The 22508-nt window shown below is 62.5% G+C and carries 21 protein-coding genes and 1 pseudogene; 10 read left to right on the top strand and 12 right to left on the bottom strand.

Going from position 1 to position 22508, the window contains the following annotated elements:
• Nucleotides 1-47 precede the first annotated feature (47 nt).
• Nucleotides 48-1712 (bottom strand): L-lactate permease, encoded by a 1665-nt coding sequence (locus JQ621_RS18245; protein ID WP_212236050.1) that lies wholly within the window; start codon nt 1710-1712, stop codon nt 48-50.
• Between the two features lie 314 nt (nt 1713-2026).
• On the opposite strand from JQ621_RS18245, the gene JQ621_RS18240 reads away from it, so the two are divergent.
• Nucleotides 2027-3790, top strand: a complete 1764-nt coding sequence (locus JQ621_RS18240; RefSeq protein ID WP_212236049.1) for an ABC transporter ATP-binding protein/permease — start codon at nt 2027-2029, stop codon at nt 3788-3790.
• A gap of 217 nt (nt 3791-4007) precedes the next feature.
• Here JQ621_RS18240 and JQ621_RS18235 read toward each other — a convergent pair whose 3' ends face one another.
• Entirely contained in the window at nt 4008-5030 is a 1023-nt protein-coding gene (locus tag JQ621_RS18235; protein WP_212236048.1) for a TorF family putative porin, read from the bottom strand.
• Here JQ621_RS18235 and JQ621_RS18230 point away from each other — a divergent pair.
• Nucleotides 4948-5256, top strand: a complete 309-nt coding sequence (locus JQ621_RS18230; RefSeq protein WP_212236337.1) for a hypothetical protein — start codon at nt 4948-4950, stop codon at nt 5254-5256. The two genes, JQ621_RS18235 and JQ621_RS18230, sit on opposite strands and share 83 nt — an antisense overlap.
• 202 nt (nt 5257-5458) lie before the next feature.
• On the opposite strand, the gene JQ621_RS18225 is transcribed toward JQ621_RS18230, so the two are convergent.
• The 5 genes from JQ621_RS18225 to JQ621_RS18205 form a co-directional block, all read right to left on the bottom strand.
• Nucleotides 5459-5821, bottom strand: coding sequence for a histone (locus tag JQ621_RS18225; RefSeq protein WP_212236047.1), 363 nt, complete (start codon nt 5819-5821; stop codon nt 5459-5461).
• A gap of 70 nt (nt 5822-5891) precedes the next feature.
• On the bottom strand, nt 5892-7214 hold the full coding sequence (gene glcF / locus JQ621_RS18220; RefSeq protein WP_212236046.1) for a glycolate oxidase subunit GlcF: 1323 nt from the start codon (nt 7212-7214) through the stop codon (nt 5892-5894).
• Nucleotides 7211-8449, bottom strand: a complete 1239-nt coding sequence (locus tag JQ621_RS18215; protein ID WP_212236045.1) for an FAD-binding protein — start codon at nt 8447-8449, stop codon at nt 7211-7213. The genes glcF and JQ621_RS18215 overlap by 4 nt, the downstream gene beginning before the upstream one ends.
• Before the next feature lie 70 nt (nt 8450-8519).
• Nucleotides 8520-9683 (bottom strand): acyltransferase family protein, encoded by a 1164-nt coding sequence (locus tag JQ621_RS18210; RefSeq protein WP_212236044.1) that lies wholly within the window; start codon nt 9681-9683, stop codon nt 8520-8522.
• 29 nt (nt 9684-9712) lie between these two features.
• Nucleotides 9713-11206 carry an FAD-linked oxidase C-terminal domain-containing protein gene (locus tag JQ621_RS18205; RefSeq protein ID WP_212236043.1) on the bottom strand — a complete coding sequence of 498 codons (1494 nt, stop codon included), beginning with the start codon at nt 11204-11206 and terminating at the stop codon, nt 9713-9715.
• Between the two features lie 261 nt (nt 11207-11467).
• On the opposite strand from JQ621_RS18205, the gene cycA reads away from it, so the two are divergent.
• The gene (gene cycA / locus JQ621_RS18200; RefSeq protein ID WP_212236042.1) at nt 11468-11863 is read left to right on the top strand and encodes a cytochrome c-550 CycA; all 396 of its coding nucleotides are present in this window, start codon (nt 11468-11470) and stop codon (nt 11861-11863) included.
• Between the two features lie 33 nt (nt 11864-11896).
• On the opposite strand, the gene JQ621_RS18195 is transcribed toward cycA, so the two are convergent.
• On the bottom strand, nt 11897-12850 hold the full coding sequence (locus tag JQ621_RS18195; protein ID WP_212236041.1) for an alpha/beta fold hydrolase: 954 nt from the start codon (nt 12848-12850) through the stop codon (nt 11897-11899).
• Nucleotides 12851-13170: 320 nt separating this feature from the next.
• On the opposite strand from JQ621_RS18195, the gene JQ621_RS18190 reads away from it, so the two are divergent.
• Complete coding sequence (locus tag JQ621_RS18190; protein ID WP_200296242.1) at nt 13171-13353, top strand: hypothetical protein; 183 nt, start codon at nt 13171-13173, stop codon at nt 13351-13353.
• Here JQ621_RS18190 and JQ621_RS18185 read toward each other — a convergent pair.
• From JQ621_RS18185 to ykgO, 4 genes and pseudogenes are all read right to left on the bottom strand, one after another.
• Entirely contained in the window at nt 13350-13610 is a 261-nt protein-coding gene (locus JQ621_RS18185) for a hypothetical protein (RefSeq protein ID WP_212236040.1), read from the bottom strand. The two genes, JQ621_RS18190 and JQ621_RS18185, sit on opposite strands and share 4 nt — an antisense overlap.
• A gap of 114 nt (nt 13611-13724) precedes the next feature.
• Nucleotides 13725-14363 carry a tetratricopeptide repeat protein gene (locus JQ621_RS18180; RefSeq protein WP_212236039.1) on the bottom strand — a complete coding sequence of 213 codons (639 nt, stop codon included), beginning with the start codon at nt 14361-14363 and terminating at the stop codon, nt 13725-13727.
• Nucleotides 14364-14411: 48 nt separating this feature from the next.
• Nucleotides 14412-14516: pseudogene (locus tag JQ621_RS36020) on the bottom strand (hypothetical protein); the annotation flags it as partial.
• A gap of 13 nt (nt 14517-14529) precedes the next feature.
• Nucleotides 14530-14655: a type B 50S ribosomal protein L36 gene (ykgO, locus tag JQ621_RS18170; protein WP_006611362.1), complete on the bottom strand. Its 126-nt coding sequence runs from the start codon at nt 14653-14655 to the stop codon at nt 14530-14532.
• 340 nt (nt 14656-14995) lie between these two features.
• Here ykgO and JQ621_RS18165 point away from each other — a divergent pair, with 340 nt between their 5' ends.
• The 6 genes from JQ621_RS18165 to JQ621_RS18140 all read left to right on the top strand — a co-directional run bounded on the left by JQ621_RS18165 (nt 14996) and on the right by JQ621_RS18140 (nt 22343).
• The gene (locus tag JQ621_RS18165; RefSeq protein WP_212236038.1) at nt 14996-15880 is read left to right on the top strand and encodes an amidohydrolase family protein; all 885 of its coding nucleotides are present in this window, start codon (nt 14996-14998) and stop codon (nt 15878-15880) included.
• Nucleotides 15881-16341: 461 nt separating this feature from the next.
• The gene (locus JQ621_RS18160; protein WP_212236037.1) at nt 16342-17838 is read left to right on the top strand and encodes a hypothetical protein; all 1497 of its coding nucleotides are present in this window, start codon (nt 16342-16344) and stop codon (nt 17836-17838) included.
• Between the two features lie 128 nt (nt 17839-17966).
• The gene (locus JQ621_RS18155; protein ID WP_212236036.1) at nt 17967-18641 is read left to right on the top strand and encodes an SGNH/GDSL hydrolase family protein; all 675 of its coding nucleotides are present in this window, start codon (nt 17967-17969) and stop codon (nt 18639-18641) included.
• Nucleotides 18626-19753 (top strand): acyltransferase family protein, encoded by a 1128-nt coding sequence (locus JQ621_RS18150; RefSeq protein WP_249125378.1) that lies wholly within the window; start codon nt 18626-18628, stop codon nt 19751-19753. The genes JQ621_RS18155 and JQ621_RS18150 overlap by 16 nt, the downstream gene beginning before the upstream one ends.
• Before the next feature lie 271 nt (nt 19754-20024).
• On the top strand, nt 20025-21269 hold the full coding sequence (locus JQ621_RS18145; RefSeq protein ID WP_312015423.1) for an acyltransferase family protein: 1245 nt from the start codon (nt 20025-20027) through the stop codon (nt 21267-21269).
• A gap of 120 nt (nt 21270-21389) precedes the next feature.
• The gene (locus JQ621_RS18140; RefSeq protein ID WP_212236035.1) at nt 21390-22343 is read left to right on the top strand and encodes an alpha/beta hydrolase; all 954 of its coding nucleotides are present in this window, start codon (nt 21390-21392) and stop codon (nt 22341-22343) included.
• The last annotated feature ends 165 nt before the right edge of the window (nt 22344-22508 follow it).

Genomic DNA, 22508 nt, shown 5'->3' with positions numbered 1-22508 from the left:
CCGCGGGAGCATCCCGCGGGGACTTGCGTCGAGGCATATGCCGCCTGCTACTTCAGGACGAGCGCCGTGAACGGATAGACGTAGGCCTGCAGCGTCACGAACACACCGACGAGGCAGGCCAGCACGATCGAATGCCAGAACACGAAGCGCAGGATGGTGCCTTCGTGGCCGTACCAATTGGTGGCCGTGGAGGCGACGACGATCGATTGCGCGTCGATCATCTTGCCCATCACGCCGCCGGACGAGTTCGCCGCCGCCATCAGGATCGGCGACAGACCGAGCTGCTGGGAGGTGATCTTCTGGAGGTTGCCGAACAGGATGTTCGAGGAGGTATCCGATCCGGTCAACGCCACGCCAAGCCAGCCGAGCAGCGTGCCGAAGAAGGGATAGAGCACGCCGGTTGCGGCAAAGGCGAGACCCAGCGTCGCGTCGACGCCGGAGAGGCGCGTCAGCGTGCCGATCGCGAGCATCGCCGAGATCGTGATCAGCGAGATCGCGCAGAGCCGGATGGTGCGTCCGTATTCGAGCAAGAGCCGGGCCGGACCCACGCCCATGACGACGCCCGAGATAATCGCGGCGATCAGCATGCCAGTGCCGGTGAAGGACAGATAGGTGAAGCCGAACACAGCCGATTCCTTGGTCGGCCCCGGCGCAACCGGCGGCATCTTGTTGATCATCTGGTGCAGTTCCGGAACAGGATAGTTCCAGACGAAGATCGAGTTGGCCCAAGTCTTGAAGCCGCCATTCCCCCAGACCAGCATGACGACGCAGACGATGATCCACGGCAACAATGCGCTGAAGAGCTCGCTTTGCGTCAGCGGCGTCTTGTCGATCGGCTTTGCCGTCGCCATGGTCGCCGCCGATTCATCGCGTCCGCGCAGGGCCGGCGACAGCCAGAGCTGCCTGGGTTGCCAGACCTTCAGGAACAGGATCAGCGCTCCCATCGAGATCAGCGACGCACCGATGTCGACGATCCAGGGATTGACGTAGTTCGAGATCACGAATTGCGGGACCGCGAACGACACGGCGGTGACGAGGATCGCCGGCCAGACGTCCTTCATGCCCTTCCACCCCGCGAACGCCCACACCACCCAGAACGGCACGATCAGCGAAAACAGCGGCAATTGCCGCCCGACCATCGCGCCGAGAATGTAGGGATCGAGCCCGGTGACCGAGGCGAGTCCCTGGATCGGCGTGCCCAGCGCGCCGAAGGCGACGGGCGCGGTGTTGGCGATCAGCGACAGGCCGGAGGCCGCAAGCGGCGAGAAGCCCAGACCAATCAGCACGGCGCCGGTGATCGCCACCGGCGTGCCGAAGCCCGAGGCGCCCTCGAAGAAGGCGCCGAACGAAAACGCGATCAGCAGCAATTGCAGCCGCCGGTCCTCGGTGACCCCGCCGACCGCGCGCTTCAACAATTCGAACCGCCCGGTCGTGACCGTGACCTGGTAGAGGAAGATGACGTTGAGAACGATCCAGCCGATCGGGAAGAAGCCGGTCACGATGCCGAGGATCGAGGCGCGGATCGACATGTTCACCGGCATGGTGAACACGAAAATCGTGATCAGGTTGGTGACGATGACGGCGACGATTGCCGCGATGTGCGCCTGAACACGCCCGCTCGCGATCAGGACCAGCAGCGTGACGACGGGTATCGCCGCCGCGATCGTCGACAGCACGGGGCTGTGCAGCGGGTCATAGATTTGATTCCACATGGTCTTCCTCCCCCACGCGTCTGTAACGCAGGCAGCCCGCGTGGACGGCCGAACCTGCTTGGCGTTGGAAGCGATAACCCCCGAGCTGGACGCGAATTCCTCGCGAGAACAGCGGTTCCCGCCTGCTCACAAGCTCGCGAAAATCTGGAGGCCCCCACCCCACGCCGTTATGCCCATGCTAGGGTTGCAAGCAGCGGCTCGCCAACGCAAATTGTAGAACTTGCGACTTTAGTCTAAGCGCGCCCCCTTTTCGCCATGGCTTCAGCCGCTTGGCTTCAGGGCCGCTGTGAATATCCTTCAGGAGATCTCCCTCTGTGAACAACATCCGCGCCACGCTCGCGATCGTCTGGCGAATCGCCATCCCCTATTTCCGATCGGAGGACAAATGGGCCGGCCGCGGCCTGCTTGCGGCGGTCGTCGCCATGGAGCTGGCACTCGTCGCGATCAACGTCCTCGTCAGCCAATGGCAGAACCGGTTCTTCACGGCGATCCAGGAATACGATCTGGATCGGTTCGTCAGGGAGATCTGGATCTTTCTCGGCCTCGCGTCCATCTTCATCGCGCTCGCCGTCTACAAGCTCTACCTCAATCAATGGCTCCAGATCCGCTGGCGGCAATGGCTGACGAAGCATTATCTCGGCGAATGGCTCGACGGCGCCACGCACTATCGCATGCAGCTCACGGGCGACGCTGCCGACAACCCGGATCAGCGCATCACCGAGGACGTCAAGAATTTCGTCGAGCAAACGCTGGTGATCGGCCTGGGCCTGCTATCGTCCATCGTGACGCTGGCCTCGTTCGTCGTCATCCTGTGGGGTCTTTCCAACAAGGCACCTCTTCACCTTTACGGCACCGATATCGTCATCCCTGGATTTCTGTTTTGGTGTGCGCTGGTTTACGCAATATTGGGTACGGCGCTGACGCACTGGATCGGCTCACCGCTCATCAACCTCAATTTCGAGCAGCAACGCTTCGAGGCCGATTTCCGCTTCAACCTCGTTCGCGTTCGCGAGAACTCCGAGCAGATCGCGCTGCTGAAGGGCGAAGGTGCCGAGCGCAGCCGCCTCCTGGACCGCTTCGGCTTCGTGATCGGCAACTGGTACGCGATCATGGGGCGGACCAAGCGCCTGACCGCTTTCACGGCAAGCTACAGCCAGGCCGCGGTGATCTTTCCCTATGTGGTGGTGGCGCCAGCCTACTTCGCCAAGAGCATCCAGCTCGGTGACATGATGCAGACCGGCTCGGCTTTCGGCAGCGTGCAGGATGCCCTGTCCTTCTTCGTCACGGCCTACCGTTCGATCGCCGAATGGCGTGCGATCGTCGCTCGTCTCGACGGCTTCGAGATGTCGGTCGACAGCGCGGCAAACCTGCCGGCGCATCAGGCGACGATCGAGCTCAAGGCGGCAGGCGGCAGCCGCAATATCGACCTTGAGAGGCTCTGCGTGTATCTCCCCAACGGCACGCCGCTGGTCGCGGCCGACGGCTTCGCCATCCAGACGCCGGAGCGCGTGCTCGTGACCGGGCCGTCGGGCTCCGGCAAGTCGACGCTGTTCCGGGCGATTGCCGGCATCTGGCCGTTCGGCACCGGCTCGATCGTCATCCCCCCGCAAGCGAAGCTGATGATGCTGCCGCAGCGCCCCTATTTCCCGGTCGGCGCGCTGGGGGATGCGGTGATCTATCCGGCCGCGCCCGGCGCCTTCCAGGCGGCCCGGATCCGCGATGCAGTCATCGCGGTCGGGCTGCCCGACCTCGCCGAGCGGCTCAACGAGGACGGCCATTGGAACCGGATGCTGTCGCTCGGCGAGCAGCAGCGCCTGGGGCTTGCCCGCGCGCTGCTGCACGCGCCGGACTATCTGTTCCTCGACGAGGCCACCGCCTCACTGGACGAGCCATCCGAGGCGCGGCTGTACCAGTTACTGATGGAGAAGCTGCCCCAGGCCACCATCGTCTCGATCGGTCACCGCTCGACGCTCGAGGCCTTCCACACCCGCAAGGTCACGATGGTGAAGGATGGCGCGATTCACGTGCTGGGCAATGGCGAGGCACCGGCTGAGCCGGAGCCGAGCGTGGCACGCTAATTGGAGCCCTGAACCTTCGGCGCGGACATGACCCGGCTTGTCCCGGGCATCCACGTAACGTCCTTCCGCACGGCCAAGACGTGGATGACGTGGATGGCCGGGACAATCCCGGCCATGACGAGCGTGCCAGCTAACTCAAGCGGCTAGCCGAGCGTCCCCCAAAACAAAAGGGCGGCAGATCGCTCTGCCGCCCTCGTCGAGTCGTCTCGGGACAAACTTACTTCAGGTTGGTCATCGCCGTCAGGTCGAACGACAGCTTGGCGATACCTGCCGCGCCGCACCAGTTCGAGCCAACGCCGGTCGGGTTGATCGAGGTAATGTTGGTGGTGCCGGAGCCATTGAAGGCGCTGGTGAAGGCGTTGCAGTTACCCTTGTTCAGATCGGTGTCAGAGTAACGCAGATCGAGCGTGAACACCTTGTAGGTGAAGCCGATCCCGATGTTCCAGGTGTTGTAGTCGGCGTACTTGATGCCGTTCGGGAAGGGACCGGCGAATCCGGGATTGGTGAAGGCGGTGCCGTAGAACGCATCGGAGGTTCCGAGAAACTGGCGACCGAACTCACCCGACACGTACATGCCGACGCCGCTCGAACCAAAGACGGTGCTGGGCGCGGTGTACTTGGCGGTGATCGAGGCGTAGTCACCCCAAGCGCCCGAATTCAGGAAGTTCGGCGAGTAGTACTCGTTCACGCCGACCGACCAGTTGTCGTTGATGGTGTAAGTCACCTTGCCGTAGACTTCAAAGAAGCTGACGTCCTTCTTCATGACGTTGCCGTTGGCAAGGAAGATGGTGTTGGTGCTGACCGGACAAACGCCGCCACCGGGAATGTTGCCGGCAGCAAGCACGTTGTCGGCGCAGTTTCCGCCCGGATACAGGTAGCCCCAGACGCCGATATCGAAGGCGAAGGCGCCGAAAGTCGGGCGGATACCGCCGTAGATGTCAACTTCAGCTGCGGCCCGGTTGGCAAAGGAGATGCTCTCGGCCGACAGGCCGACATAGAGCTGAAGGTCCTTCGTGACGTTGTAACGCGGCTCGAAATAGGCCGCGACCGACGGCTTGTGGTTCGACTGCGTCACGCCGCGGAAGATGTAGTCGTTCATGACCGCGCCGCCGAAGGCGATATCCCAGGGATCGAACGCAGCCACAGGCGGGGCCTTCTTGGCCTTCACAGCCATGTCCGCCGCGAAAGCCGAGCCCGTCACCATTGCCAGCGCCGTTGCCAACAAAGCCACTTTCTTCATTTCGATCCCCATTACCAGTTCCACCCAGTCCGATTTCCCGGAAGCCCCCCGGGCGTACGACCTGACTGCAAAATTGCGTTACAGCGGCAATCTGGAGGGAACGACCTCAAGCGAGAAGCAAAAAACGCGGGCATCTGCCGACTTTTTGGGCGTTATGGCGATTCTACAAAAGGTTGTCGGTCGGTGTTGCTTCTCGATCACATTATTTTCACGCCGAAGTGCATAGCAAGGCCCGGGTTCCTACGGAGGCCCGAGGCTCCCCGGCCGCGTGGGACGAATCAACTGACTCAAAAACGGGCAATCCCCGGCGGCCCTGGCAGGCGATGCAAAAAGGCCGCAGCGTCGCCGCTGCGGCCTTCTCCTGGTCAATCGGTCGAGGGATAGGTCGGCCTCCGGCTCGAGCCCGAACCCCGGCTTGGCCAGCGGGCCTAGCCTTGCCCTTCGGCCGGCGTCGGTTCCGCAGAAGACGAAGGCATCGCCCAGCTTGTCTCGGCAGCTGGCTCGGGAGCCGGCGTGGCCATTGGAGCCGGCTTCGGCGCGGGAGCTGCCTTCGCCTTCTTCGGTGCTGCTTTCTTTGCGGCGGGCTTCGGCGCCGCTTTCTTCGCTACAGCCTTCTTGGCCTTCTTGGCGGCCTTCTTGGCGGTCTTCTTCGGCGCAGCCTTCTTGGCGGTTTTCTTGGACGCCTTCTTCGCAGACTTCTTGGCCGCCTTCTTCTTCGTCGCCTTCTTCGCTGCTACAACCTTCTTGGCCTTTTTGGCCTTCTTGCTTTTCTTCTTGCTCGCTTTCGCCATCGTGGTCCTCCTGTTGCCGCCGAACAATGGTCGATCGGGCATCCTTCAGCCGTCACCTCCGGACGAAAGCTCAGTGCGACGTGTTCAACGCCGGCCGCGGCCCGCCCGTAGCCCAATCGAGAAGCTCAATCGTGTGTACGACCGGAACTGACGTGCCACTGGCAATCTGCACCATGCAGCCGATATTGCCCGCGGCAATCATGTCCGGCTTGACGCTTGCGATGTTGGCGACCTTGCGATCACGCAACCTGCCCGCAAGCTCGGGCTGGAGAATGTTGTAGGTCCCCGCCGAACCGCAACACAAATGGCTCTCCGGCACATCTTTCACCACGAATCCATTCTTGGAAAGCAATTCTTTCGGAAGGCCCGTGATTTTCTGCCCGTGCTGCAACGAACATGCAGAGTGATAGGCGACGACGATATTGTCCTGTCGCGTGCTCGGCGCGAGACTGAGACCAGCGACGTATTCGGTGATGTCCTTCGCGAGTGCGGACACCCTTGCCGCATCGGCTGCGAAGGCATGATCCTCGCGCAGCAGATAGCCGTAGTCCTTGATCACCGTGCCGCATCCGGACGCCGTCACCAGGATGGCATCCAACCCCTCGCCGGCCGCTTCCCTCTGCCACGCCGTGACGTTGGCGCGGGCGCGGGCCAGAGCATCCTCGTCGTACCCGAGGTGATGGGTGAGCGCGCCGCAGCATTGCTCGTCCCTGACGAGGACGACCTCGATGCCGTGGCGGGTGAGCAGGTTGATGGCCGCCTGGTTGATGCGCGGCGCCAGCACCTGCTGGGCACAGCCCTGCAGCAGGGCGACCCGGCCGCGCTTCTTGCCGAGCGCTGCGAACACGCTGCCCGGAAGGGCACCGGGGGCGGGCAGCCGGCCGGGAGCCAGCGCCATCATCGCCTTCAGGCGCTGGACCAGGCCGGGCGTAGCCGAGGGGCGCGGGGTCGGCAGGAAAACAGCGAACGGCCGGGCCAGCCGCGCCAGCTGCATGCTGATGCGAAAGCGCTGCGGGTCGGGCAGCACGAAAGCCAACACCTGGCGCAACAGCCGCTCGGCGAGCGGCCGCTGATAACGCTGCTCGATCCTGACCCGGGCCTGATCGACGAGGTGCATGTAGTTCACGCCGGAGGGGCAGGTCGTCATGCAAGCCAGGCACGACAGGCAGCGGTCGACATGCTTGACCACGTCAGCCGTTGGCGCCTGGTCCTTTTCCAGCATCTCCTTGATCAGATAGATGCGCCCGCGCGGGCTATCGAGCTCATCGCCGAGCAGGACATAGGTCGGGCAGGTCGCGGTGCAAAAGCCGCAATGGACGCAGGCGCGCAAGATCTTGTCGGCTTCCGCAATGTCGGGGTCGGCGAGCTGCGCAAGCGAGAATTCGGTCTTCATGCCGTGGCGCCTCGCGTCAGCCGTCCCCGGTTGAGGATGGATTTCGGATCGAAACCGGCGCGGACCCGCTCGCTGAGGGCGGCAATGCCCGAGGCCTGCGGGTGGAACACCTCGACGCCGCGCCTGACGTCCTCGGTCGCCCGGATCAGCGTGGCATGTCCGCCGAACGCAGCGGCGCGCTGGCGCACGCTTGGCGCATGCGCATCGCTCGTCGGCGGCAACGCTGCCCAGATCAGTCCGCCGCCCCAATCGTAGATGACGTCGCCGCCGGTCTCGCGCGCCAATTGCGCGCCGAGAGCCGCGCCCGAGGCCGGTGGGCAGACGATGCGCCACACCGGCCAGGCGCCGAGTGCACCGTCGGCCGCGAATGGTAGGACGTCACGGATCGCGGCCCACAGCGCGGACGACGCATCATCCTCGATAACAGCCGCGGTTCCAAACGGCGCCAGCAATTCGCGCAGCGAGCCGGCGCGGTGGCTGGCGGAAGCCGTGATGCCCTCGAGCCGCAGTGCGGTCACCCCTTCGCCCTGGCCGGCGATATCGCCAAGCCCTTCGGTCCTGGCCCGAAACGCCTGATACGGCAGATGCGCGGCGGCGGAAACATCGTAAGGCGAGCCGAGGGCCGCGGTCATCGCCCTGTTGGCGACGGCATCATCGAGCCCGCGCAGCAGAAGCGTCCGCTCGGCTTCCGGCTTCGGCATCACCTTCAGCGTCACTTCGGTCATCACCGAAAGCGTGCCCCAGGACCCCGCCAGCAGCTTGCAGAGGTCGTAACCCGTGACGTTCTTCACCACCTTGCCGCCGGTCTTGAAGCTGTCGCCGAAGCCGGAGACGGCGTGCGCGCCGAGGAGATGGTCGCGCGCACCACCGGCCTTGATCCGGCGCGGGCCTGCGAGCCCGCAAGCGATCATGCCGCCGATGGTTCCAAGCGCCGGCGTGCCCAGCAGCGGCGCGGTATTCATCGGCTCGAAGGCAAATTGCTGGTTCTTGGCATCGATCAGCGACAGCACGTCGGCCAGCGGCGCGCCGGCCTGGAGTGTGATGATGAGCTCATTCGGCTCGTAGGAGGTGACGGCATTCAGCGCGGAGACGTCGAGCACGGCGTTGGTCGCCATCGCGTGTCCGATGCTGCGCTTGCTGCCATGACCGATGATCTCGAGCGGCTGCTCGTTGGCAATCGCCGCGCGCACCACCTCTTCGACGTCTTTGGCGTCTCTGACCTTGAGCGTATCCACGGGAAAGGCGGTAGCGAAATTCCCGGCGAAAATCAATTCGCCCGGCCTGCCTTGCCCGTCCGCGGCACGATCAGATGATCGCGCGCAGCGGCGATTGGCGCAGGATCAACGCCGAAACGGCCAGGCTGCCGATCGCCGCCAGCAATGTCAGCAGCAGCGCCTTGGTGAGGGCGAACAGCGGCAGCGTGTGCAGGAGCAGCGCGAAACCGATCAGGATCGGCGGGTGGATCAGGTAGACGCCAAAGGCATTGTCCGAGAGCCATTTGGCGACCGGACCTTGCGTGTCGCAATGGCGCCGATAGACCGTCAGCATCAACAGGCCCATGCCGACGCAGACCAGTGCCTCCCACAGGCACTTGCCCGCGCTGACGAGATTGAAGCCGCCGGCATAGAGAGCCGTGTCGCCGTTCAGGCCGCCACCGAACAGCACCAGCGCCGCGAACAGAGGCGCCGAGATCGCCAGCGCCAGGCCTCCCCAACGCAGGCAGGATCGATCGGCAAGCCCGATCATCCAGTCGCCGCGATAGCCATAGGCCCCGGCCGCGAACATCAGAACATATTGCGGCAGATCGCCGGGGTGGACGTTGAGCACTGATGCACCGGCCGGCACGACGACCCGCACGGCAAAGGTCGCGGCCGCCATGACCAGGACGAAGACCACGACCATCGGTCCGCGCAGCGCAACCACCTGCACCTGCTGGCCCGACAGCCGGATCAGCCCGTAGAGCAGCGAGAACAGCAGCAGCACGGCGCAGAACCACATCGGCCCGGTCTCCGACAGCCATTCGCCATCGCCGAGATGGGTGAGCCATTGATGACCGAAGCCGCCACGGCCCCATGTGCGCGACAGGAAATACTGGGTGAGCGGGCCGATCACCAGCATGTAGACCAGGGTCGGCACGCCGAGGCGAAACAACCGGTCACGGGCGAAGGCCGAAAACCCTTTCCTGTCGAACGATGCGGCCGCGAAATAGCCGGCGATGAAGAACAGCGCGGCCATGAAGAAAGCCTGCAGGAAGCTCTGATAGATGCCGAAGAACAGGGCCGTCCCGAAGCCGGTCGCCTGTCGGTCCACATAGTACCAGTTGCCGAACGGAGAGTAGGTGTCGGCCGCGTGCATGCTGAGCACGAGAATGATCATCGACCATCTGATGTTGTCGATGAACAGCAGCCGCGGCGGCGCCTGCGTCGCGGCTGATGTTATCGTCGTCGCACCTATCGGAATGTCGGCCATGCCGCCACCTGGACTGATATGTCAAACGCTCAGAACCTTGGAATGTCGGGAAATGCCACCTTCCCCGCGTGCACATGCATGCGGCCGAGCTCGGCGCAGCGGTGCAGGGTCGGAAACACTTTTCCGGGATTGAGCAGGCCCTGCGCATCGAAGGCGCATTTCAGCCGCTGCTGCTGGTTCAGGTCGATTTCGGTGAACATCTCGGGCATGAGATCCCGCTTCTCGATGCCGACGCCGTGCTCGCCGGTGAGCACGCCGCCGAACTCGACACAGGCGCGCAGGATGTCGGCGCCGAAGGCTTCGGCGCGCTCGATCTCGCCGGGCTTGTTGGCATCGTAGAGGATCAGCGGATGCAGATTGCCGTCGCCGGCGTGGAACACGTTGGCGCAGCCGAGCTGGTATTTTTCCGAGAGCTCGCGGATGCGCGCCAGGGCTTTCGGCAGCGCGCCGCGGGGGATGGTGCCGTCCATGCAGAGATAATCGGGCGAGATGCGGCCGACGGCGGGAAACGCGGCCTTGCGGCCGGCCCAGAACAAATTGCGCTCCGCTTCCGAGGTCGAGATCTGGCAGGTGGTCGAGCCGCAGGCGTTCGCGATGGCCTCGACCCGCGTGATCAGCTCGTCGACCTCGATCTTGGGGCCGTCGAGCTCAATGATCAGCAGGGCGTCGACATCGAGCGGATAGCCGGCATGGACGAAGGCTTCGGCAGCGTGGATCGCCGGCTTGTCCATCATCTCCATGCCGCCTGGAATGATACCGGCGCCGATGATGCGCGCGACGCATTCGCCGGCTGCCTCGACCTCCGCGAAGCCGACCATCAGCGCGCGCGCCGTTTCCGGCTTCTGCAGGATGCGCACGGTGATCTCGGTGATGACGCCGAGCAGGCCTTCGGAGCCGGTGATGATGCCCATGAGATCGTAGCCGGAGTTCTCGCACCCCTTGCCGCCGATGCGCAGGATCTCGCCGCTCATCAGGACGATCTCGCAACCGAGCACGTTGTTGGTGGTCATGCCGTATTTCAGGCAGTGCACCCCGCCGGAATTCTCCGCGACATTGCCGCCGATCGAGCAGGCGATCTGCGAGGACGGATCGGGCGCGTAGTAGAATCCGGCATGCGCAACGGCCTGGCTGATCGCGAGGTTGGTGACACCGGGCTCGGTGACGACGACCCGGTTGTCGAAATCGATCTCGCGGATGCGCTTGAACTTGCCGAGCCCGAGCAGCACGCCGTCCTCGAGCGGCAGCGCGCCGCCCGATAGCGACGTGCCGGAGCCGCGCGGCACCACTTTGATGCCCTGCGCGGCACAATATTTCAGGACCAGCGAGACCTGCTCTGTGGTGTCAGGCAGCACCACGACCATCGGCGGCTGCCGATAGGCGGTCAGCCCGTCGGATTCATAGGCCCGCATCTCCGCCGCGCTGTCGATGACGCCTTCGCCGGGCACGATTGCGCGCAATGCAGCAACGATCTCCGCGCGGCGTGCAAGCACCGCCTGGTCGCTCGCAGGCATCGTGATGGCCATGACTTATCCTTCCGGGACTTCCGGCTCACGCCGCCAGATCAATTTTTCGCGGCAAATCAATCACGTCCTGAACGATTTGGGTAGGTCATCCGAAGGTCGCATCGACAATCGCGGGCAAGTTCGCTCTGGAACAAGCATACAATCGTGAAACCTGTCATGGTTTCGTGGCTTGTCCAAGCCGAGCGGGCCATGCCAAAACCGGCAGGTTCGACGATCGCCGACGAAATGATACCCCACCGGGAAAGAGACGAAGAGCACCCCATGAAAAAACTGACTTTTGGCGCGCTGATGATCCTCACCGTCACTGCCACGGCCACCAGCGCGATGGCGCAGGACGCCGCGGCCGGCAAGACGTCATTCAACAAGTGCCTGGCCTGCCATGCGATCGGCGAAGGCGCCAAGAACAAGGTCGGCCCCGAGCTCAACGGTCTCGACGGCCGCAAGTCCGGCACCGCGCCCGACTACAATTACTCGGACGCGAACAAGAATTCCGGCATCACCTGGAACGAGGCGCAGTTCAAGGAATACATCAAGGATCCGAAGGCCAAGATCCCCGGCACCAAGATGGCGTTCGCCGGCATCAAGAACGAGACCGAGATCAACAATCTCTGGACCTATGTCTCGCAGTTCGACAAGGACGGGAAGATCAAGCAATAAACCTGACAATGGCGGCCGCCAGAGCCACGCGCTTTAGTCGGCGGCCGCCTGCACCGGGGCGATCTTCCGGATCATCGTATCGATCTCCGTCTTCACGAGATCCGGCATCGCGGTCTGCACCATGTGGCCGAGATCGGGCAGCACGATCAGCTTTGTGTTCGGCACTGCCGCCGCGAACGGGCGCGCGTGGATGTCGGTCCGCACCGTCTTGTCGGGCTCGCCGGCGATGATCGTAACGGGCACTCTGATCTCGCCGTAGCGCGGCGCTTGCGCGGCCACCGACGCCTTCAGCGTCACCAGATCATAGGCGTTGGCGATGAATTCGCGCGGCCGCAGCAAGAGCGGCGTTGCGGACTCCTCCACGAAGCCGTCCGGCATCGTCTGCGGCAGGAACACGTCGCGCGCGCCAGACCCCGTGATGAAATAGCCCAGCGGCAGCGTAATGGTGTAGGCGAGCAGCGGGCCGATCACCGGTGTCGCGATGATCTCGTTGTAGCGGCCGACGCCGCCGCGCCAGGGGTGGGTGACGGGCGCCAGCATCACGAGGCCGGCAACGCGGCCCGCGTGATCAAGTGCCAGCCGCGCACCGAGCGCGCCGCTCCAGGAATGCACGACGAAAACCGCTCGATCGATCCCGAGCTTGCCAAGCGCCTCGTCGATCATCCGCGCCTGGATGTCAGGCGTCGCATCCTGCAGGCGGGCACGCGTGCTCCAGCCGTGGCCGGGGCGGTCGATCAGGATGACGCGATGGTTCTTGGCGAGCATCTCGCCGAGCGGATTCCGCATCACTTCGAGGTTCGAGCTCGCACCGTGCAGCATCACGACCGGCAGGCCGTCGCGCGGGCCGATGTCGACGACATGGAGCGTCGCACCATCGACCTCGATCATGCGGCCTTGGGGCGGAAAAGAACGTTGCACGGCAAGAACGCCGGCCTGCGTCACCAGCGCGAGAACCGCCAGCGCCGTCACGGCTGACAACACAATCATGGAGAGAGTCCGGACAATCCAGGGCACATGACAGTTACGAGTAGCCCAGACGGTAGTTTCGCACGAGGAGGCCCGGCGCAAATGCCGGCCCTGTGGATATGTGCATAATTGCCGAACTAAAAACCCAGCAGAATCAATGGCGGCGCGCGCGGACACACAAGCCACGAACCAGCTTCATGCAGCCGTCATCGCGCCTTCCTTATAATCGCCACGGTCGGTTCCGCCACTTGGAAGCGGATGGGCGCCGATCCCTCCTCGCAACCTCAGGGGACGCGGGAAAGACCGGTAGGGTTGTCCTGGTTTGAACCGGAGGATTTTCGATGAGCTTCAGATCGAACGACACCGCGATCGACGAGATCGTCGCAAGCTGCAACGGCGATCTGCGCGGTGCCGTGCGGGCGCTGCTGCTGATCAACGAGCATCTCGAGACCGAGCTCGCCAAGGCCTACGCCGCGGCGGCTGATCGCGGTCTCGCCGAACGCGGCACCAGCGTCCTGCACTAACCAGCGCTGTCCTCGGCCTTTTGCTCCTCGGGCGAGAGCGCGGGACAGGCGCGGATGGTCGAGCGCGCAAGCTTGGCGTCGTCCTTTGACTTGTAAGGACCGTCGCCGAACCAGACGTCGCCGTAGATGACCGGATTGCTGGTCACGATGTTGCATTTGCCGGTGGCGCGATTGCCGACCACCCAGAACAGCCCGTCGGCGAGGCTCGTCGTTTCCGACGCCAACAGCAAGCTGCAAGCAAAGATCAAACGCTTCATGGCTTTTGCTCCTGCCATGCAGGTAAACCCGCGGCCGCGCCGGCAATAGTCCTTGCGACACAGCGCTTCCGATCGTGGTTAACCCCGCCGCGCCACATCAGCTCAACTTGTCGACTAGATGTCGCGGCCTTCGACCTTCTCGGTCAAAGCCTTCACCTGCTCGGGGATCTTCTCGAGGTGCGGATTGACGGCGAGCGCCTTGCGATAGGCCTCGAGCGCGCGCTTCTCGTCACCGACGTCCTGCATGATCATGCCGAGCCCTGCGAGCGCGCCGAAATGACGGGGCTCGCGGGTCAGGACCTCGCGGATGTCGGCAAGCGAGCGGCCATAGTCGTTCTGCATGTAATAAAGCGTGGCGCGCCGGTTCCAGGCTTCGATGTAGTCGGGCCGGAGCTTGATGACGGAATCGAGCAGCTTGATCGCGACGTCGATCTTCTGCGCATCGACGGCTGCCTTGGCCCGCGTCATCAGGAGTGCGGCGGTGTCGCTCGGCGTCTGCAGCCAGATCGCCCAGATCCGCGCCTCGACATGCTTTGCGCTGACGTCATCGGGCGCGGCCTTCAGCGCGCCGAACAGGAAATCGAGATTCTTGGTGCGATCGGCCTTGGGCAGCTTGGCGGGCGGCTCGGGCAGCTTCTTCAGCTGCTTTGCCGGCGGTGCCGGATCGTTCTGCGCCAGCACCGGCGCGATGCCGGCCGCTCCGAGGACCAGGGCCAGGCCCAGCATGCGCGCGAAAAGGAATCTCACTGCCATGCGGCAAGTCTAAACGCGCAAAGCCGCCCTTGCCAAGCAAAGGCGGCGTCAAACTCGTGTGAGACCGTGGTCTTGCGGGGCGCGCGTAAGGCGATCGCGAGGGCAACTCAGCCTGCTGAGATCAGCCTTACTGAGATCAGCCTTACTGAGATCAGCGTTGCTGAGATCAGCCTTGGCGAGCCTTGAAGCGGCGCTGCACCTTGTTGATCACATAGACCCGGCCCTTGCGGCGGACCAGGCGGTTGGCGCGATGGCGACCGCGCAGCGACTTCAACGAGTTACGGACCTTCATGGCAGAATCCTGAACGTTCCAAAGGCCGTGTTCGGCACAGCCGTTTCGGCACGCGCGAATGTGGCAAAATGAGATCTTTCCCGCTGGCGGACCGACCGCCCGGGACGGGGCGGTTCTTAAGGCATGGCGGGAGGTCGTGTCAATGTTAACTGCCGGGTTCCACTCAGCCAAATCGGTGAAAACAACCCCATGCACAGTAGAAACGGCCGGATCGGCCCGATCCTGACTTCGCCCCGCCAAATCAGGCAAAGACTTTCGCCGACTGCAGTTTTCCGTCCAGCAACGCCTTGCCAAATTCGTTATATCATATAATCAATTCGACAACCCTCGGGAGGAAACAATGCCGAAGCTGAAGCTGCCTGATATCGAGAAGGTCGTCGCGATCGACATCCACACCCATGCCGAGGAGCCGTGCGGCATGCATGGCGACGACGGCTATGACGATTTCCAGGCGCAGATGGCCGACTATTTCAAGTCGCCGCACAAGCATCCGCCGACCGTCCCGGAGACCGCGGCCTATTACCGCTCCAAGAACATCGCCGCGGTGATCTTCCCGGTCGACGCTGAACGCGAGACCGGATTCCGCCGCTACAACAATTACGAGATGATCGAGGTCGCCTCCGACCATCTCGACGTCCTGATCCCCTTCGTCTCGATCGACCCGCACAAGGGCAAGCTGGGCGCCCGCGAAGCGCGCAAACTGATCGAGGAATACGGCGTGCGCGGCTTCAAATTCCATCCGACCATGCAGGGCTTCTATGCCAACGACCGCATGGCCTATCCGCTCTACGAAGAGATCAACAATGGCGGCGCAATCGCGCTGTTCCACACCGGCCAGACCGGCGTCGGCTCCGGCATGCCCGGCGGCATGGGCATGCGGCTGAAATATTCCAACCCGATGTACATGGATGACGTCGCGGCCGACTTCCCCGACCTCAAGATCATCCTCGCCCATCCCTCCTTCCCCTGGCAGGAAGAGGCGCTGTCGGTCGCGACCCACAAGCCGAACGTCTACATCGACCTCTCCGGCTGGTCGCCGAAATACTTCCCGCCGATCCTGGTGCGCTACATCAACTCGATCCTGCAGGACAAGATGCTGTTCGGCTCGGACTGGCCGGTGATCACGCCGGACCGCTGGCTCGCCGACTTCGCCAAGCTCGACATCCGCGACGAGATCCGGCCGAAGGTGCTGAAGGCCAACGCAAGGAAGATATTGGGGATCTGAAGCATGATGTGTTTTGGTTGAATCGATGCGAACCGAGAGCTCAGATCACCTCTCCCGCAGGGAGAGGTCGGATCGCATCGAAGATGCGATCCGGGTGAGGGGTTTCGGTCTCACTGGTTGCCGCGGCCCCTCACCCGGATTGCTCAGGCGCGCAATTGCGCGCCATAGCAATCCAACCTCTCCCCGTCGGGGAGAGGTAAACCCTGACGCCGATCGAACCTGACTCCATCGCGCTTTAGGCGCGTCTCCGCGACGTCCGCTGATCGCCTGAGGGCGGACGTCGGCGCACAAGATGCGCGCTGCCAGGCCTAAGCCGGCATTAACTATCCCTTTCTGTTGCTTGTGGAACTTCGATTGCACAATCAATCTTCACTCTACCTTAGATCATTCGCTGATAAGCGGTTGGCGGAATGACAACCGGCGGCAGCAAGCCGGCGTAGGTCAGAGTTGGAAGTATTGGAATGAACGCGCGGAATGTCCAGGTGCTCCAGAACCCTGCCGGGCCATCAGGGGCGACACCGCCGTCGACGTTCGGAACCTATGCATTCCTGATCTCGCTCTTGAGCGTATTCTACATTTCCAACGCCTCGCTCATCCTGGGTCATTACGACCTCGGCTGGCATCTGGCCGCGGGCGACCTGATCAGAAGCGAAGCGCAGGTTCCGTTCCAGGACCCCTGGTCATTCACGCTCGGGACCAGGCAGTGGTTCAACCTCTCCTGGCTATGGGATGTCATCGCCAGCTTGATTTTCAAATATGCGGGCTATGGGGGTCTGGTCGGCCTGGTTGTCGCGTGCGGCGCGTTGATCGCCGGGTATCTGACGTCTGCCTGCTTGAGGGCCGGGGCTTCCGGGCTCGCTGCCTGCATCGCAATTTTCGCGACCTGCCTGTTGTATCCCACCTACGAGGCTGCTCCCAACATCTACCTGGCAGCATCTCCGAACGTCGCGACCATGTTGTTCAGCGTCATCTTTTACCGCGAGTGCTTGCGGCCATTGAAAATCCTGCTGTTGCCCTTGCTGATGATGCTTTGGGTCAACCTGCACGGAGGATTCGTGCTGGGCTTCATGATCCTCGCCGTCTTCGGCGCAGGGGCCCTGTTCCGGCGCGACTGGAGCAGCCTCAAAGCCATAACGCTGGCCGGGGTCGGTTGCTTCGCTGCGACCTTCGTCAATCCATTGGGTTGGCAGGTCTACGAAGGTGTGACCGCGACCTTGGGACACTTTGTCCAGGCGAATATCGGCGAGTGGCTGCCCTACTCCCACAACATCGAAATGCCAGGCAGCATTCCCGGAATGGCTTACATTCTGGCGTTTGTCGCACTCGAATTGCGCTATGGCGCCTCCACGAAAATTCGCCTCGAGCCTCGCATTCTTTCCTGGGTCTTTCTTGCCCTTGGGCTCTACCAGTTTCGCTATTTGTCGTTCTTCTTCATTTTTTCGGCGATTCCCGTGGCTGTGCACCTCGATCGATTTCTGCCCGAGCGGCTGCCTCAGCGACAGGTTCAGCGCGCCCTCATGACCGCAGCGATCGCCGGCGTGTGTGTGCTCCCTCTGACGTTCCTTCAGATCAAGCCGGCGCTGGCGCTGCCCGAGATGCTATCGGAGCAAGACGCCGAATATCTGCAGACACATCTCGCGCATGCGCGCGTGCTCAATCACTGGAACGTGGGAGGATATCTGATCCTTCTCACCCATGGATCAATCCCGCTGTTCGTGGATGGGCGGGCCGCGACCGCCTATCCAGACGAACTCTTGCGAGACTATTTCAGGCTCGTTCACTGGGAGGTCGACGAAAGCACCTGGGACGACGTGCTTGAAAAATACCACATCGACGCCGTGTTGTGGCTGAAGGGGCATGAACAGCTGAGACAGTTCCTCGTCGGAAAGCGGGGATGGACGGAGGCGCATACCGGTCTTTACGAGAGCGTCTATACGAGGCCGGCACCGGGACGTTGACGAGGCATAGACCAAACATGTCCGCGGCCAGCCGGTCACGATCATTTTGCTGATCGTTGGCGGATTGTCTTAACCTTCACGGGTCTATCTTTTACCGGTTTGAACCACTGATATGTTCGAGTGCGTACATGAACCGGGTGCTTATCGGCCTTGCGGTCCTTGCAATCGGTGCTGTTTCGGTCAGCGCCTCCATCGTCAAAAAGCAGGCCTTTGCCGAGTCGCACCGTCGAAGCCGGCAAACCATCCTTTATTACACGCTGAGCCGGATCGATCATCCCATCATCGTTCTGGGCGACAGCATTGTCGAAGCCTCTACCCTGCCGCGCGAGCTGTGCGGCCATGCCATCGTCAACGCTGGCCTGGATGGTGCCTCGACGACCAGCGATCTGGGCGGCTGGCTGATGGATGCACTCGACGGCAAACCCGCCGCCGCCATCGTGATCGCGCTGGGGATCAATGACGCGCTGGGAGCCGCGCGGGACGTGCCGCAGTTCGAGGCGAACTACAGCTCGCTCGTGGCGACGCTTTCGAAGGCGACCGCCCGTGTGATCATGCTGGGCATTCCGCCGCTCGACGCGTCGCCTCGTCTTCCCGTCGAGAGGCGAACGAAGGCGACGCCGCTCATCGACAGCTACAATTCCGCTCTGCCGGCCCTCGCCGTCCGCAACGGCGCGACCTTCGCTGCCTTGCCGTCGCTGCCGACGCCGCACACGATCGACGGCGTACATCTGAGCGCCGCGGGGTATCAGCTTTGGAATGAGGCCGTTTTGAAGGGAGCAGCGGTCTCATGCGACCCGACATGAAACCGGCGGCTGATGCTGTGCGATCGAACAAGCTTCCGGGATTGGAGCTGTTGCGCTTCCTGACGGCTGTTGCCATTCTGCTGTTCCACTATCGCCAATTCGCCTTCGTGGGCGACAGGGAAGTGGATCTCGTTCAGGATCAGCTGCCGCTCCATTGGCTGTTCGGCCCGCTCTACCAGAGCGGCCCGTATGCGGTCCGGATATTCTGGTGCATTAGCGGCTTCATTTTCTTCTGGAAGTATCGCGATGCGATCGCCGGTCGCGTGCTCGACGGATGGAGATTCTTCGTCCTGCGTTTCTCGCGGCTCTATCCGCTGCACGTCGCGACGCTTCTGCTGGTCGCCGCGCTTCAGCCGCTGTACTTCCAGCTCACCGGATCCTTCTTCGTCTACCAGAACAACGATGCCCTCCATTTTCTTCTTCAGCTGTTGATGTCGAGCAACGGCACGACCCAGGACGCCCTGAGTTTCAACGGACCGATCTGGTCGATCTCCGTCGAAGTGCTGGTCTATTTCTTTTTCTTCGTGATGTTGCTGGTGACCCGGTCGTGGCTGCTCAATCTGGTGGTCATCGCCATCAGCCTGATGATTCCCGGACAGATCGCAGACTGTTTCGCCTTCTTTTATGCAGGCGGCCTCGCGGCGATGGCGCGGCAATGCGTAACGTCTCGAACGATTCATCCCCTGGCGGTCGAGGGCGCAAGCTGGCTCGCTGCCGGCGTGTTCCTGTTATGCGGATATCGGCTCACGAATGGCCATCTGGAATCGATAGGTCTGCCGGTAATGCTGATCTGCACCCCCGTGCTGCTCTACAGTCTTTCCCGAGATGTGATCCTGCCGGCCCGGCTGCAGCAGGTTGTCGAGACTGCCGGCAACATGACTTATTCGAGCTATCTGCTGCAATTCCCAATTCAGTTGACGATGATGCTGGGCTTTTCACTGATCCGGGCGCCAGTCCCCCTCTATGACAATGCCTTCTTCGGAGTCTTCGTCGGCACGACGCTGCTTGCCTCGTATTTGATTTACCGTCATTTCGAAGCGCCGGCACAGCGGCTGATCCGCGACGCCTTGTTACAACCGCGCGCCGCCGGGGCATCTATCGCTTCGCCATAAGACGCGAGCGCTACGCCCCGCGCCGAGCGAGCCACCCGGACGCGACGGGGCCGATCCCAAATTCGATCCAGCGACAGCGACAGCGCTTTCGTGAGGCGCATCACGCAGCGCGGAAGCACGGCCCGGAGTGCCCGGCAATACGTGCGGAGAATCCGCGCATTTTGAACCATGGGCGGAGACAGTGTGACCAACGTCGCAGAGCCCGATGAAGGGATCCAATATCTGCAACGGGATCGTTTCTTGGATCGTTTCTTGGATCGGAAGCCCTCCCGTGAAAAACCATTTTGCACTGCTGGATCCGCTGCGCTTCGCCACCGCTCTCGGGGTCGCCATTTTTCACCAGATGTTCTGGTCATGGGCCTGGGTTTCGATCGGCGTCCCGGGCTTCGAGCGCTACGTCGCCGCCGACGTGCTCTACCCGTCTGCCGCGCCCTTCACGTGGTTCGGCTGGGTGGGCGTCGAAATCTTCTTTGTCATTTCCGGCTTCGTGATCGCCAATTCCGCCTGCAAGTCCTCGCCCGGCGAGTTCTTGCTCGGTCGGGCCTTGAGGCTTTATCCGGCGGTCTGGATCTGCGCCACCGCGACCCTCCTGGTTCTGCTTGTCTTCGGAAGCGGACCGGCCTCCGAATTCATCCTGCCCTACATCCACGCCATGCTGATGGTCCCCAAGGGTGTCACGGGTCAGTGGCTTGACGGCGTGTACTGGACGCTGGCTGCCGAGACGGCGTTTTACGGGCTCGTGTACTGCGCGATGCTGTCGAAGAAGGTGACGCTGAGGCACCTGGCCTGGGGTCTCACCATCTACAGCGCGGTATTCAATGCCTTCTCGCTGCTGGTGCTGTCGTGCACGACGCCGTCCGATTTGCTCTATCTCATCATTCTGATGTTCCGGGTGCCGGCCGCAGCATATTTGTTGAATCACGGCTGCTTCTTTGCACTGGGCATCTGGCTGTTCATTTCTGCAAACAGGGAATTGACGAAGCTCGAACGGATCGCCGTCGCCGTCACCTGTCTTTCGGGGGCCGCGGAGATCTACTATTTTGCGTCTTTCTTCTTGACCGGCATACCGGCCATCGCGGACCAGTCAGCCCTCGTGCCGATCATGGTTTGGGCTGCCGCGGTGCTCCTCATCGCCGTGGCCGCGAACCGGAACAGGAACAGGTGCGCTGCCGGTATCGCTGCTCCGGAGGCGCCGGCCTATTGGAGAACGCTCGGACTGATCACCTATCCGCTCTATCTCAGCCACAACGTCGTCGGCACCGCCGTTATTCATGCCCTGGTCGATGCCGGCCTGGATGCCACCACGGCGGTGTGGGTCCAGCTGGTCATCCTCGTCCTGATCTGCTGGTTGATCTGCACGAAGGTCGAGCCGGTCATCAGGGGCGCGATGACCACGACGATCAAATATTTCGGACAGCTTCCCGAAAGACTGCCGACATCGAAGCGCCCGAAATTTTCCCGGGGGCTGGGCCTTCGGCCGCCCGTCGCGGCAAAGATGATCGCGACGCTGCGATAGAAGATAGCCTGCTGGGGCCTTCGCGCCTTAGACTAGCTTGCCGAGCTTGTCGCATCTGCCTTGGGTCAAACAGCGCCTGCGGATGGCGGGAGTTCCTCGAGCTAAAGCGGGACGTGTCGGATGAAGGTCACCAGAGTAATGGTGAATGAAGATCTGCGCGGCCGATATGCCGTCGGCCGCATCGTCGCGAGCTTTGTTCATACCGGATGGTTCTCTCTGCTCGTATTCCGTTTCTCAGCGGCCGTCTTGCGGGGACGCAACATCCGGGGACTTGTCAACCAAGAGCGACACATTCCACGCACGAATGGCGGGGCGCCTATTCGTGTCAGAATCTATCGGCCGATCGCAGCCAGTGGACCGCTGCCGATCATGCTCTACCTGCATGGTGGCGGTTACGTTCACGGGGTGCCCGAGCAATTCGGCTCGGTCATCAGGAATTTCATCGATACGGAGCCGTGCATCATCGTCGCGCCCGATTATCGAAAGGCCGTTGAAGCGCCATTCCCCGCCGCATTCGATGACTGCTACGATACCTTGCTGTGGATCAGGGATCACGCCGCCTCCCTCGGCGGAAGAACCGACAAATTCATCGTGTCGGGCCATAGCGCGGGCGGAGGGCTTGCGGCCGCCGTCTCGCTCAAGGCGACCGACACGGACGACGTCAAAATAGCGTTTCAAATGCCGCTCTATCCAATGATCGATGACCGGCAGAATAGCGCATCGGTCGTCGGAAACGACGCGCCTGTCTGGGATGAAAAAGCCAACCGGCTGGCATGGTCCCGCTATCTCGACGGCGTGACGACGATTACGCCTTACGCGGCGGCGGCACGCTGCACCGACTATACCAAATTGCCGCCGACGATCACGTTCGTCGGCAGTCTCGAGCCGTTTCGGGATGAAACACAGATCTACGTCGAAAATCTTCGCCGGGCCAACATTCCGGTTGAGTTTGAAATGTTCGACGGCGCCTATCATGGTTTCGATATGATGGTACCGGACGCTCCAATCAGCAGGCGCGCGAATCGGTTCTTGATGGAAAACTTCCGCAAATTTGCCCGGCGGTATTTTGATTAGGCTTCTCCAGCGCGGTTCGCGAGCGCACTGCTGTCGGACAGGACGTCTGTTGATGGCAGCGATGACCGTGCCGATCGGCGGACTAGGGTCCGGACTCAATTAGTCCACCATGAGACTGCGGCTGCCAACAGGATTGCAGACAGGAAGATGTCTGCGCGCTTGTCG

Origin of the sequence: Bradyrhizobium manausense (genome assembly GCF_018129685.1) — a bacterium.
GTDB lineage: Bacteria > Pseudomonadota > Alphaproteobacteria > Rhizobiales > Xanthobacteraceae > Bradyrhizobium > Bradyrhizobium manausense_D.
This window is presented reverse-complemented; position numbering and strand designations above follow the sequence as displayed.

Excerpts from the sequence above, each read along its gene's own strand:
- JQ621_RS18165 (WP_212236038.1), top strand. The coding sequence starts at position 14,996 with ATGCCGAAGCTGAAGCTGCCTGATATCGAGAAGGTCGTCGCGATCGAC.
- JQ621_RS18185 (WP_212236040.1), bottom strand. The coding sequence starts at position 13,610 with ATGAAGCGTTTGATCTTTGCTTGCAGCTTGCTGTTGGCGTCGGAAACG.
- JQ621_RS18245 (WP_212236050.1), bottom strand. The coding sequence starts at position 1,712 with ATGTGGAATCAAATCTATGACCCGCTGCACAGCCCCGTGCTGTCGACG.
- JQ621_RS18160 (WP_212236037.1), top strand. The coding sequence starts at position 16,342 with ATGAACGCGCGGAATGTCCAGGTGCTCCAGAACCCTGCCGGGCCATCA.
- JQ621_RS18190 (WP_200296242.1), top strand. The coding sequence starts at position 13,171 with ATGAGCTTCAGATCGAACGACACCGCGATCGACGAGATCGTCGCAAGC.
- JQ621_RS18210 (WP_212236044.1), bottom strand. The coding sequence starts at position 9,683 with ATGGCCGACATTCCGATAGGTGCGACGACGATAACATCAGCCGCGACG.
- JQ621_RS18180 (WP_212236039.1), bottom strand. The coding sequence starts at position 14,363 with ATGGCAGTGAGATTCCTTTTCGCGCGCATGCTGGGCCTGGCCCTGGTC.
- JQ621_RS18225 (WP_212236047.1), bottom strand. The coding sequence starts at position 5,821 with ATGGCGAAAGCGAGCAAGAAGAAAAGCAAGAAGGCCAAAAAGGCCAAG.
- ykgO (WP_006611362.1), bottom strand. The coding sequence starts at position 14,655 with ATGAAGGTCCGTAACTCGTTGAAGTCGCTGCGCGGTCGCCATCGCGCC.
- JQ621_RS18140 (WP_212236035.1), top strand. The coding sequence starts at position 21,390 with ATGAAGGTCACCAGAGTAATGGTGAATGAAGATCTGCGCGGCCGATAT.
- JQ621_RS18235 (WP_212236048.1), bottom strand. The coding sequence starts at position 5,030 with ATGAAGAAAGTGGCTTTGTTGGCAACGGCGCTGGCAATGGTGACGGGC.
- glcF (WP_212236046.1), bottom strand. The coding sequence starts at position 7,214 with ATGAAGACCGAATTCTCGCTTGCGCAGCTCGCCGACCCCGACATTGCG.
- JQ621_RS18195 (WP_212236041.1), bottom strand. The coding sequence starts at position 12,850 with ATGATTGTGTTGTCAGCCGTGACGGCGCTGGCGGTTCTCGCGCTGGTG.
- JQ621_RS18205 (WP_212236043.1), bottom strand. The coding sequence starts at position 11,206 with ATGGCCATCACGATGCCTGCGAGCGACCAGGCGGTGCTTGCACGCCGC.
- JQ621_RS18150 (WP_249125378.1), top strand. The coding sequence starts at position 18,626 with ATGCGACCCGACATGAAACCGGCGGCTGATGCTGTGCGATCGAACAAG.
- JQ621_RS18155 (WP_212236036.1), top strand. The coding sequence starts at position 17,967 with ATGAACCGGGTGCTTATCGGCCTTGCGGTCCTTGCAATCGGTGCTGTT.
- cycA (WP_212236042.1), top strand. The coding sequence starts at position 11,468 with ATGAAAAAACTGACTTTTGGCGCGCTGATGATCCTCACCGTCACTGCC.